Here is an 11,656-nt window from a genome sequence, read left to right on the forward strand (position 1 = left end):
CCCCGCGGCCCTCAGCCCGGCAGCTTGGCCAGGGCGGCGGCGTCGCGCCCGACCAGGGGCGCGAGCCGGCTCGCGCCCTCGGCCTCCATCCGCGAGACGAGGCCGGCCTTGATCTCCGGGATCAGGCCCGGGCCGGCATAGACGAGGCTCGAATAGAGCTGGAGCAGGCTGGCGCCGGCCCGGATCTTGGTCCAGGCGGCCTCCGCCGAGTCGATGCCGCCGACCCCGACCAGGGGAAGCTTTTCGCCGACCCGCAGGTAGGTCTCGGCCAGCAGGCGCGTCGCCGCCGCGAAGAGCGGCCGGCCGGAGAGGCCCCCGGTCTCGCGGGCGAGGCCGGCCTCGCGCAGGGTCTCGGGCCGGGCGATCGTGGTGTTGGACACGACGAGGCCCTGGACGCCGCGGCGCAGGGCGGTGGCCGTCATGGCGTCCAGCGCCGCGAGGGTGATGTCGGGGGCGATCTTGAGCAGGATGGCGGTGGCCGGATGGGTCGCGTCCCGGGCCTCGACCACGCGGGCGAGCAGCTCGTCGAGGAAGGCTTCGCCCTGGAGGTCGCGCAGGCCGGGGGTGTTCGGCGACGAGACGTTGACGGTGACGAAATCCACCAGCGGCGCCAGGGCGCGTGTGCAGGCGACGTAATCGGCCAAGCGGTCGGTCGAGTCCTTGTTGGCGCCGATGTTGACGCCGACCCGGCCCCGCCGGCCCTGGCGGGCGGCGAGGCGGCCGCGGACTACGTCGAGGCCCTCGCTGTTCAGGCCGAAGCGGTTGATCACCGCGCCGTCCCGCGTCAGCCGGAAGACCCGCGGGCGCGGATTGCCCGGCTGCGCCTTGGGCACGACGCCGCCCACCTCGACGAAGCCGAAGCCGAGGCCGAGCAGCGCATCCGGCACCTCGGCGCCCTTGTCGAAGCCCGCCGCGAGGCCGACCGGGTTCGGGAAGCGGCGGCCCAGCACCTCGACGGCCAGCCGCGAATCGTCCGCCGCCGGCCGCAGCGGCGGCAGGGCGGCCAAGCCGCGCAGGGTCAGGTTGTGCGCCGTCTCGGCATCGAGGCGGTGGAGCAGGGGCTTGGCCAGGGGAAAGAGCGCGCCGATCATGCCGGGCGGCCTCCCGCGAGATCGGCGGGAAAGACGTGGCGCCCATTGCCCCCGAGGGGCAGGTCGGCGACGGAGCGGACCGCCGTCAGGTCGAGATCGGCGTAGAGATGCGGGAACAGGTCGCCCCCGCGCGACGGTTCGTATCGCAGGGCCGGGCCGAGCGCCTCGGCCTCCACGGCCACCAGGACGAGGTCGTCCGCCCCGGCGAAATGGCGCGCCGCGGTCTCGGCCACCTGGGCGGCGGTGGAGAAGTGGATGTAGCCGTCCGCGCGGTCGATGGGCGCGCCCGCGAAGCGGCCGGTCTCCTCGGCCTTGCGCCAGAGTGCCCGGGGGGAGATCTTGTAGATGAGCGCCATGCCGGCTCCCTATCGGGTTTCACCCGGTCGATCAAACGCCGGGACGAAGACCGGAGCCGCAACCTCGGCGAGACAGTTTGCATCGTGAGTTGTGAGGGTGTCGCGAAGGGATTGCGGACCGGATTTGCAACCCTAATGCCATTGCTATCCCCCGAATTTAGTTCTACTTTCCTATCTCTAGGCTGGACGTCTTAGCGGTAGCGGGCTTAGAGTTTCGCAATGCTGTCTCATGAACAGATTTGGACCGCAATCGACCGCCTAGCGGAACGTCATGGCTTCTCCGCGTCCGGTCTCGCACGGCGCGCCGGCCTCGATGCGACGAGCTTCAACCGCTCGAAGCGCATCGGCCCCGACGGCCGCAAGCGTTGGCCCTCGACCGAATCGGTCTCGAAGGTTCTCGCCGCCACGGGCGCGAGCCTGGACGAGTTCCTCCGCCTGATCGAGGCGCGCGACGGGCCGCCGCGCACGATGATCCCGCTGATCGGCATGACCCAGGCCGGCGCCGGCCGCCTGTTCACGGACGAGGGCATGCCCACGGGCGGCCCCGGCTGGGAGGAGATCGAATTTCCGGATCTCGCCGACGACCGGGCCTTCGCCCTGGAGGTGCAGGGCGATTCGATGGCCCCGCTCTACCGCGACGGGGACGTGCTCATCGTCTCGCCCAACGCCGGGGTGCGCAAGGGCGACCGCGTGGTGGTGCGGCTGGCGGCCGGCGAGGTGCTGGCCAAGGAACTCAAGCGCAAGACGGCCCGCACCATCGAACTCGCCTCGCTCAACCCGGACCACGCGGACCGGGTCGTCAACGTCAGCGACATCGCCTGGATCGGCCGGGTGATGTGGGTGCGCCAGTAGCGTCGCCGGCACAGCTTTGCCGCCCCGGCGGTTGCGGCTATGGCTTACGGCCGGAGGGGCCGCGTGCCCCGGATCGGCGGACAGGCCATGGCATCGCCCCGGACGGACGATCACGCTGCGCGGAGCGGGCCTGACGCGGGGCTCGCCCGATTGCTGACCGCCTCGGCGGTGCCCGCAGCCCTCCTGGCGCCGGATGGCTCCGGCGGCCGCGTCGTCCTCGCCAACCGCGCGCTCCTCGACCTGGTCCGACGATCCCCCGACGCGTCCGGCGACGGAGACCTGCGCGCCTGGCTCGGGCTGGACGGCGAGCGGGAAGCCGGCGCGCTGCTCGGCGCGGCGCTCGCCGAGGGGGCGCCGGAGGGCGTCGAGGTCCTGGCACGGCCGGGCGGGGGCGCGGCGTTCTGGGCGCAGGTCTTCGTCGTCCCGGTGGCGGGGACGCCCTATCGCCTCGCGCAGGTCGTCGACGTCACCCGCCGGCACGATGCGGAGGGCGCGCTCGCCCTGTCGCGCCAGCGCGAGGCCCTGGGCCTGCTGACCAACAGCGTAGCGCACGAGTTCAACAACTTCCTGCAGATCCTCATCGGCTACATCGACGGGCTCAAGCGCCGCCTGGGCGACCGCGACGAGCCCTTCATCCAGCGGGCCATCGTCCGCTCCACCGATGCCGCCGAGCGCGCCACCACCCTGACCCGCCAACTCCTGGCCTTCTCCCGGCGGATCGCCCCCGACGTGCGCCCGGTCGACCTGAACCGGCTCATCGAAGCGTTCGGCGCCCGGACCGGCCCGACCCTGCCGGCCCGGATCACCCTGGAGACCCGGACCACGCCGGGCCTCGCCTGCGGCTTGAGCAATCCGACCCAGATCGAGCTCGCCCTCAACCACATCGTGGCCAATGCCTGCGAGGCGATGCCGGCGCCGGGGCGGATCGTCATCGCGACCTTCGCGGTGCCTCCGGGCGACCGGGCCCTGCAGCGGCCCGGCGACGGCGCGGTCGGCATCACGGTGACCGACGAGGGCCAGGGCATGTCGCCCGAGATGGCCGCCCGGGCCCTGGCGCCCTTCGTCACCAGCCGCGAGGCCGGCCGCGGTGCCGGGCTCGCGATCGTGCACGGCCTGGTCAAACGCCAGAACGGCACGGTGTCGATCGATTCGAAGCCGGGCGAGGGCGCCACGGTCCGGATGGTGTTTCCGGCGGCCCTCCGAACGGAATCCGACGGGATTCTCTGAAGAAGAGCGGACTAAAACTCGCGCGCGAACGTCACCATATCAGGAGCGGCGAGTTCGCCGGACTTCCCTGTTGTTCACCAGAGGCGTTTTCATGCTCACCTCCACCACTCGCCGGAAGCGCGCGGCGTCCATCCTCGCGCTCGCCGCGACGCTGGTTCTCGCAGCGCCCGTCGTCGAGGCGCGTCCCGGAAGCGGCAGCAGCGGTGGCATGGGCTCGCGCGGCTCGCGCACCTACGCGCCGCCCTCGGCCACCACGACGGCGCCCGGCGCCCCGGCCCCGATCCAGCGTTCGCAGACCCAGCCCGGCCCGGCCATGGGCAATCCCGGCATGAACACCGCCGCGCAGCCCGGCCGGCGCTTCGGCGGCGGCTTCATGGCCGGCCTGCTCGGCGCGGGCCTCCTCGGTGCGCTCCTGGGCGGTGGCTTCTTCGGCGGCCTCGGCGGCATCGCCTCGTTCCTCGGCCTGATCCTGCAGGTCGGCCTCGTGGTCCTGCTCGTCTCGTTCGCCGTGCGCTGGTTCCGCCGGCGCCAGGGCCAGCCGGCCGCTGCCGGCCTGTCGCGCTCGAATCTCGATGGCGCCGGCCCCAATGCTGGCCCGATGGGCGGCGCGCCCCTCGGAGGCGCTCCGATGGGTGCCGGCACCGGCAACGGCCAGCGTGGTCCCGCCCCGGTGCAGCCCGTGCAGGCGCGTCCGGTCCAGATCGGCCCCGGCGACTTCCAGAGCTTCGAGATCGCCCTCAACGACGTGCAGGCCGCCTATGGCCGCGAGGACGTCGCCGCATTGCGCAACCTCGCGACCCCGGAGATGGCCGGCTACTTCATCGAGGAGCTGCGGGCCAACGAGGCGCGCGGCGTCGTCAACCGGATCTCGGACGTGAAGCTGCTCCAGGGCGACCTCTCCGAATCCTGGGGCGAGGGCAATGCCGAGTACGCCACGGTGGCGATGCGCTACGCCATCAAGGACGTGACCCTCGACCGCCGCACCGACCGTGTCGTCGAGACCGGCGAGCCGGAGGCGGTGGAGCTCTGGACCTTCGTGCGCGAGCGCGGCGGTCGCTGGGTGCTCTCGGCGATCCAGCAGGGTCGCTGACAGGAGCTGCTGACAACCCCGCCAGCGTTCGTCACCCCCTGAGCCGACGAGGGCCGTCCGGAGAGATCCGGGCGGCCCTCGTCGCGTGCAGGAGGATCAGGCGGGCCGGTAGGCCTGGGCCATCGCCACGAAGGCGGAGACCGGCACCTCTTCGGCCCGCGCGGTCTCCGGAATGCCGGCCGCGGCCAGGAGCCGGGCCGGGTCCGGAACCGCTGCCTTGAGGCTCTGGCGCAGCATCTTGCGGCGCTGCCCGAAGGCCGCCCGGGTGATCGCCTCCAGCGCCTGGACCGAGCAGGGCAGGGGATCGCGCCGGGGGGTCAGGCGGACCATGGAGGAGGTGACCTTCGGCGGCGGCACGAAGGCCGAGGGCGCCACGTCGAACAGGATGTGCGCCTCGGTGCGCCAGCCGCAGAGGACGCCGAGCCGGCCGTAATTCGCCCGGTCCTCCTCGTCCGCCACGATGCGCTCGGCTACCTCGCGCTGGAACATCAGGGTGAGCGAATCCCACCAGGGCGGCCAGGCCCCACCGGCGAGCCAGCCGACGAGGAGCGGGGTGCCGATGTTGTAGGGCAGGTTGGCGACGATCCGCACCGGACCCGTGCCGATCAGGGGCACCGGGTCGAAGCTCAGGGCGTCGGAGTCGACCACCTCGAGGCGTCCAGGATAATGCGCGGCGATCTCGGCCAGGGCCGGCAGGGCGCGCGGATCGCGCTCGATGGCGATGACCCGGGCGGCCCCCTCGGCCAGCAGGGCCCGGGTGAGGCCACCGGGGCCGGGCCCGATCTCGACCACCGTGACGCCTTCCAGGGGGCCGGCCGAGCGGGCGATCCGCCCCGTCAGGTTGAGGTCGAACAGGAAGTTCTGGCCGAGCGCCTTCTTCGGCTCCAGGCCGTGCCGGCGCACCACCTCCCGGAGGGGCGGCAGGCCGTCGAGGCTGACGCTCCCGTCCTCGCTCATGCGCCGGCCTTCACGAGGCGGGCGGCGAGGCGGAGCGCTGCCATCAGGCTGTCGGGCCGGGCGATGCCCTTGCCGGCGATGTCGAAGGCGGTGCCGTGGTCGGGCGAGGTGCGGATGAAGGGCAGCCCCAGGGTGACGTTCACGCCCTCGTCGAAGGCCAGGGTCTTGATCGGGATCAGGGCCTGGTCGTGGGTCGGCGTCAGGGCCACGTCGTAGGTCGCCCGGGCCCGTTCGTGGAACAGGGTGTCGGCCGGCAGGGGGCCGCGGATGTCGATGCCCTCGTTCTGCAGCTGCAGCACGGCCGGTTCCAGCACGTCGCGGTCCTCCGTCCCCATGGTGGCGTTCTCGCCCGCATGGGGGTTGAGGCCGGACAGGACGAGGCGCGGCCGGGCGATGCCGAAGCGCCGGCGCAGGTCCTCCGCCACGATGCGGGCGGTGCGCACGACCAGATCCTGCGTCAGCAACTCGGGCACCCGCCGCAGGGCGACGTGGATGGTGACCGGCACCACCGCGAGGGTCTCGCTCCACAGCATCATCACGGGCAGCGGCGGGGTCTCGCCGGGCGCCACCGCGCAGGCGGCCAGGAACTCGGTATGACCCGGATGGGCGAAGCCCACCTGGGTCAGCACGTACTTGGCGATCGGGTTGGTGACGAGGGCCGTCGCCGCCCCGGCACGGACGAGGGTCACCGCCGTGGTGATGGATTCGAGCGTCGCGCCGGCATTGGCGGAATCGGGGCGCCCGGCCACCGCGTGGACGGCGGCCCCGCTCGGCAGCGCCATCACCGGCAGGGCGCGCCCGAACACCTCGGTGGCGAGGTCGGCGCCGACATCGGCGATGGGGACCTGCAGGTTGAGTTCGCTCGCCCGCCGCTCGACGAAGGCGGGATCGCCGATCAGGAAGAACGGCGGCAGCCCCGGACCGGCGTCGCGCAGGCGCCACGCCATCAGGGCGAGTTCCGGGCCGATGCCGGCCGGGTCTCCGAGCGTGAGGGCGATCGGCCCGTGCAGGCTGCTCACCGCATCGCTCCGTGTCGTTCGAGGGGCCGGCCGCGTCAGCGGACCGTCGAGATGCCGTCGGCCGTGATGGCCGTATTGAGGTTCTGGCGGAAATCCGCCTCGCCCAGGGTCTTGAGTTCGAGCCGCAGCAGCACCGTCCGGTTGCGCTCGCTGGTGCCGAGGGCGGCCGCCACGGGCGAGACCACGTAGTTGACCGAGACCGTGGTGCACTCGTCCTGGTAGCCGGCGCCGATGCTCATGCCCGAGAGATAGGCCCGGCCCGGATTGCGGTAGACGGGCGCGTCGCCGACGGGGTTCGCCAGATAGGAGGCGTAGGCCGTCTGGAAGTTGTCGCGCACGTCGAGGTAGTGTGACAGGTCGACGAGGGCCGAGCCGGTGACGAACCAGTTCGGCGTGACGTGATAGGTGGCCGAGGCGGTGATGCCCTCGCGGCGGTTGGCGAAGCCGAGGGCCGGCTGCGCCTTGTAGTAGGAGTAGAAGGCCGAAAGGTCGATCGGCGCGAAGGGCGCGAGGCGGGCGATCACGCCGGTCTCGACCCGGTTCACCCCGAGATCGGCGTGGTCGAAGCGACCGCGGGTGATGAAGGTGATGTGCTGGTTCGGCGAGAGCTGGAACCGGCCCACGAAGTCCGAGGCCCGGCTGTCGAGGCCGGAATCGAGGCCCACATTGGCGATGTCGCCGCGGCGGAACGAGTTGACGCCTGCGATCTGGATCGACTCGCCGAACATGACGTTCGCGTACCAGCCGGCGGGCGTCACGACGGAATACTGCGCGCCCAGGTTGGTGCGCACGCCGCCCTCGACCCGGTCGTAGCCCGAGAACTTGTCCCACTCGAACAGCGAGGTGTCGTCGAAGATCAGGCTCTGCGCGTCCTCGTTCGGCAGCCGGCCGATATGGGTCTCGCTCGGCCGCGCAATGACCTGCGCGATCGGCTCCAGGGTGTGGACGCCGAGCGGCCCGAAATTGCTGACGAACGGGTAGCGGTAGTCGATGCCGACGGCGGGCAGCACCCGGCCGGAGAAGTCCGCGTCCTGGGTCGCGATGTTGGCCGACAGGGCGTTCTGGTAGCCGGACGTGCGCGGGTCGACGAAGAACGCGTCGGTGCGCAGGTAGGCGAAGGGCGTGAAGACCTGGCCGACATCGTCGATGAAGCTGCGGCGCCAGGAGAGCTGGGCCGAGGCGCGGGTGTTCGTGCCCGCGAGCCCGCGGATCACGCACTGGCCGCGCGAGAAGGAGGTGCAGGTCTCGTAGAGGTAGTAGGTCCGGCCGTTGATCGTCGGCGTCTGGAGGTAGGCCGTCGGGCTCTGGACCGCCTGGAAATCCGTCGCCTGCCGGGTCAGGCTGGTGATGTTGGCCTCGAAGCGGACCTCGCCGCCGAGGAAGCCGGGCCCGTTGATGCGCTTGTCGTAGTCGATCACCGGCGCGACGAAGGGCTGCTCCTTCTGCCAGTCGAAGCTCGACAGGCCCTTGAAGTAGTAGCCCCGCGCCTCGAACCACGAGCGGTCGCCCTGGCCGATCAGGTAGGCGGTCGACACCGCCTCACGGAAGTAGTCCGTGGTGATGCTCTGGTTGCGGATGCGGTAATTGTCCAGGAACCACTTGTCGGTGACGCCGACGATGTCCCAACCGGTGCGCCACCGGTCGTTGATGTAGAACTGGCCCTTGGACTCGACCGAGCCGCGGAAGTCGCGGTCGCCCGCGCCGAGCGGACCCGGCAGGAAGGCGCTCGGCGTCGTCTGGAAGATGCCGGACAGGCGCAGGTTGTAGGAGCCGGTCTCGAGCCGGTGCCGGAACTCCGCCTGCCCGAGGACGCCCTGGTTGCTCAGGAAGGCCGGGGAGAGCGTGAGGTCGTAGTTCGGTGCGAGGTTGACGAAGAACGGCGTCGCGAGGCCGGAGCCCAGCGCCGTCGAGGTGAGGAAGCGCGGCGTCAGGAAGCCGGTCTTGCGCTTCACCGTCGGGTCGGCGGTCTCGAAATACGGCAGGTAGGCGACCGGGATGCCGCCGATCTCGAGGGTGGATTCCTCGAAGGCGACGGTGTGGGTCTGATTGTTGTGGATGATCTTGGTGGCGCGGATCTGCCAGAGCGGCGGCGTCTCGGGGTTGTTCTTGCACGGCTCGCAGGCGGTGTAGGTGCCGTAATCGAAGCTGGTGCTGTCCCCCTCGATCCGCTCGGCGCGGGGCGCCGAGAAGCGCGTACGGACGGTCTGCCCGTTGAGCTCGACGCTCTGCTGCACGCGCAGGGCGTCGATGAAGCCGTTCTTGAAGTCGTCGGTGAGCTCCATCTTGGAGCCGGTGACCACCGCGCCCGTGGCCTCGGTCAGGCGCACGTTGCCCTCGGCGAAGACGCGGCTCGCCTTGCGGTCGTAGATCACCCGGTCGGCCTGCAGGGTGCGCGGGCCGTAATGCAGCTCGGCATTGCCGCGGGCCGTCACGGTGTTGCGGTCGTTGTCGTAGACGAGTTCGGCGGCCTCCACGAGGAGGCGCTCGGCCGGTTTGCCCGAATCCGGCTTGCCGGCGGCCGGCTTCGGGGCGCCGGCCCGCGCGCTCGACGGGGCACTGGCCTGGGCGAGCGCCTGCCCGCCGGGCGCCGCGGGGGCGACGGCCATGAGCAGCACCACGAACCCCGTGGCCAACGTGATGTCGGCGACCTTACGCAACGCCAGTCCCAACTCCTGCCTAGGCTTGCGCCCCTTCGCCACCACCGAGTCCGACATCAGCCGTCCTCCTGATAGAGAAGCGTGAGCGTACCGAGGAGACTCCCTACCACGGCCGGGAACCACGCCGCCACAGCCGGCGTCACGATTCCCGAGGCACCGAGGCCTTCCAGCACCTGTCGGGCGACGTACAGCACGAACCCCGCCGCGACGCCGCCCAGCACCAGCTTGCCCACGCCACCAAAGCGGAAGAACCTTAAGGAAACGCTGGCCGCCACCAGGACCATGGCCAGGAACAGGACGGGTCTGGCCAGCAGCACGTCGTACTGGAGCCGGTAGCGGGTGGCGTCGAGGCCGGCCCGCTCGGAGCGGGAAATGGTCTCCGGCAGTTGCCAGAAAGGCACGGATTCCGGCGGTGTGAAGCGCTGGCGCACCTGCGAGGGCACCAGGGTCGAGGCGATCAGGTAGGTGTCGAAGGTCTCGGCCGGCTGGCCCTTGGTCATCACCCGGGCCTGGTTCAGCTCCCAGTAGCCGTCGTGCAGGCTGGCCTTCGCCGCCTCGATCTGCGCGGTGAAGACGCCGACCTCGTCGAAGGTGAAGACCGAGACGCCCGCCAGCGTGGTGGTGCCCTCCACCGCGGTGTCGGCCCGGATGATCGCCTGCCCGTCGAGGCTGCGCTGGCGGATCCACAGGTCCTTGCCCGAATTGGCCTTGGTCGATCGGGCGAAGATCTTGGCCTCGATCTCGGTGGAGCGCTGCTTCATCAGCGCCGAGACGGGGTTGTAGACCCCCACCGTGAAGGCCCCGATGGCCAGGGCCACGAAGGCGCCGGGCTGCAGGAACTGCCAGGCCGAGATCCCGGCGGCCCGGGCCACCACCAGTTCGAGCTTGCGCGAGAGCTGGAGCAGGGCGGCCATCGAGCCGAACAGGATCGCGAAGGGCAGCACGCCCTCGGCCACCGCCGGGGTCCGGTAGAGCGAGAGCTGCGCCATCAAACCTGTGGACGCGCCCTCCGCGTCGCCGGCGCGGCGCAGGAGCTCGACGAAATCGAGGGTGTAGACCAGCGTGAACACCGTGAGGAACACGCCCAGGATGGTGCGCACGAAGCGCATCGCGAAGTAGCGGCCGAGGGTGGCGCCGATCAGCATGGCGTCAGCTCCGCCTCACTGCACGCCGAGGCGCGGGCGCCGGCCGAAGCGGCCGACGAACCCGGTCGCGGCCCGGCCGACCCGGGCGTTCCAGTCCCGCACCGCCGCGCCGTTGAAGATCATCACGGCGGAGATCAGGATGGCGAGGAGCGGCACGGCGTAGACCGCCACCACCGCGCCGGCGCTCCGGGCGGCCGCGCTGGAGGCGGCGAAGCCCCCGATGCGCACCACCACCACGGCGAGGACGGCGCCGGCCACCGCGAGGCCGCGCCCCTGGCGCGTGGTGCGCGGGTCCCCCAGCGCCGCGAAGGCGATGAAGGTCAGGGCCAGCGGATAGAGCCAGGACGAGAGCCGGTCGTGCAGCTCGGCCCGGAAGCGGCCCTTCTGCTGCCTGTAGTAGGTCTCGCTGGTGTCGGGGAACAGCAGCTGCGCCGTGGCGCGCTCGCGAGGCTTGTAGACCAGCTCGGCGTCGGGCGGCGTGAAGGCGGCGAGATCGACGGTGTAGCGCTCGAAGGTGATGATCGAGGCGTCGCGGGAATCCTTCTGCTGCCGGTGGATGCTGCCCTTTTCCAGGGCGAGGTAGCTCTGGCCGCCGTATTCCTGCGCCTGGCCGCGCTCGGCGAGGTAGACCACAGACTTGCCGGCCTCGCGCTTGTCCTGGATGAACAGGCCGAGCAGGGCGCCGCCGGGACCGCGCTCGCGGAAATGGAAGGTGATGCCGCTGTCGAGGCTGGTGAACTGCCCCTCCTTGACGACGTTCGCGATGAAGTCGCCCCGCACCCGGGTCAGCACGTCCCGCAGTTCCTGGAAGGACGACGGCATCACCTGGATCGTCAGGAAGGCCACCGCCAGGCTGACGGCGAGGCCGAGGCTCAGGAAGGGTCGCAGGATCTGGCGCGGCCGCATGCCGGCGGCCGACATCACGATCAGCTCGGAATCCCCGTTCAGCTTGTTCAGCGCGTAGACGACCGCGATGAACAGCGCCACCGGGGCGATCACGGTGATCAGGGTCGGCAGCGACAGGCCGGTGATGAGGAAGAAGATCACCAGGGTCTGGCCCTTGGCGGTGATGAGGTCGAGCTCGCGCAGGGCCTGCGTCACCCAGATCGTGCCGGTGAGGCCGACGAGGCAGGCGAAGAACGCCCCGAGCGCGATTTTGAAGATGTAGCGCTCGATCTGCGTCATGGGTTCTCGTGGATCGGCGTCTCGCGGATCGCTCTCCGCATCGCCCGACGGAGCCTCGGCCCCGCCCGTTTCTACCC

General features: G+C 71.2%; 10 protein-coding genes. 3 read left to right on the forward strand and 7 right to left on the reverse strand.

The genetic code is table 11. The annotated features are described in order from the left end of the window. Positions 1-11 precede the first annotated feature (11 nt). Positions 12-1,091, reverse strand: a complete 1,080-nt coding sequence (locus AC3WLN_RS16155) for a quinone-dependent dihydroorotate dehydrogenase (RefSeq protein ID WP_492482878.1) — start codon at positions 1,089-1,091, stop codon at positions 12-14. After that, positions 1,088-1,447, reverse strand: a complete 360-nt coding sequence (locus AC3WLN_RS16160; protein ID WP_492482880.1) for a DUF952 domain-containing protein — start codon at positions 1,445-1,447, stop codon at positions 1,088-1,090. Before AC3WLN_RS16160 ends, AC3WLN_RS16155 begins: the two co-directional genes overlap by 4 nt. Before the next feature lie 219 nt (positions 1,448-1,666). Between AC3WLN_RS16160 and AC3WLN_RS16165 the strand changes: the two genes are divergently transcribed. The 3 genes from AC3WLN_RS16165 (at position 1,667) to AC3WLN_RS16175 (ending at position 4,616) form a co-directional block, all read left to right on the forward strand. After that, positions 1,667-2,299: a S24 family peptidase gene (locus AC3WLN_RS16165; RefSeq protein ID WP_492482882.1), complete on the forward strand. Its 633-nt coding sequence runs from the start codon at positions 1,667-1,669 to the stop codon at positions 2,297-2,299. A gap of 87 nt (positions 2,300-2,386) precedes the next feature. Next, a complete protein-coding gene (locus AC3WLN_RS16170) occupies positions 2,387-3,526 on the forward strand; it encodes an ATP-binding protein (RefSeq protein WP_492482884.1) in 1,140 nt (379 codons plus the stop codon). A gap of 91 nt (positions 3,527-3,617) precedes the next feature. Then, the gene (locus tag AC3WLN_RS16175; protein WP_492482886.1) at positions 3,618-4,616 is read left to right on the forward strand and encodes a TIM44-like domain-containing protein; all 999 of its coding nucleotides are present in this window, start codon (positions 3,618-3,620) and stop codon (positions 4,614-4,616) included. 96 nt (positions 4,617-4,712) lie between these two features. Here the strand turns inward: AC3WLN_RS16175 and rsmA are convergent, their stop codons facing one another. From rsmA to lptF, 5 genes are read right to left on the reverse strand one after another with little or no spacing between them, the layout of a single operon-like run. Beyond that, on the reverse strand, positions 4,713-5,573 hold the full coding sequence (gene rsmA / locus AC3WLN_RS16180) for a 16S rRNA (adenine(1518)-N(6)/adenine(1519)-N(6))-dimethyltransferase RsmA (protein WP_492482888.1): 861 nt from the start codon (positions 5,571-5,573) through the stop codon (positions 4,713-4,715). Next, on the reverse strand, positions 5,570-6,592 hold the full coding sequence (gene pdxA, locus AC3WLN_RS16185) for a 4-hydroxythreonine-4-phosphate dehydrogenase PdxA (protein ID WP_492482890.1): 1,023 nt from the start codon (positions 6,590-6,592) through the stop codon (positions 5,570-5,572). Before pdxA ends, rsmA begins: the two co-directional genes overlap by 4 nt. 35 nt (positions 6,593-6,627) lie before the next feature. After that, entirely contained in the window at positions 6,628-9,249 is a 2,622-nt protein-coding gene (locus tag AC3WLN_RS16190) for an LPS-assembly protein LptD (protein WP_492482896.1), read from the reverse strand. 56 nt (positions 9,250-9,305) lie between these two features. Continuing rightward, positions 9,306-10,394 (reverse strand): LPS export ABC transporter permease LptG, encoded by a 1,089-nt coding sequence (gene lptG, locus AC3WLN_RS16195; RefSeq protein ID WP_492482892.1) that lies wholly within the window; start codon positions 10,392-10,394, stop codon positions 9,306-9,308. 15 nt (positions 10,395-10,409) lie between these two features. Beyond that, on the reverse strand, positions 10,410-11,579 hold the full coding sequence (gene lptF, locus AC3WLN_RS16200) for an LPS export ABC transporter permease LptF (protein WP_492482898.1): 1,170 nt from the start codon (positions 11,577-11,579) through the stop codon (positions 10,410-10,412). Between the last annotated feature and the right edge of the window lie 77 nt (positions 11,580-11,656).

The organism is Methylobacterium sp. FW306-05-D (genome assembly GCF_058782155.1).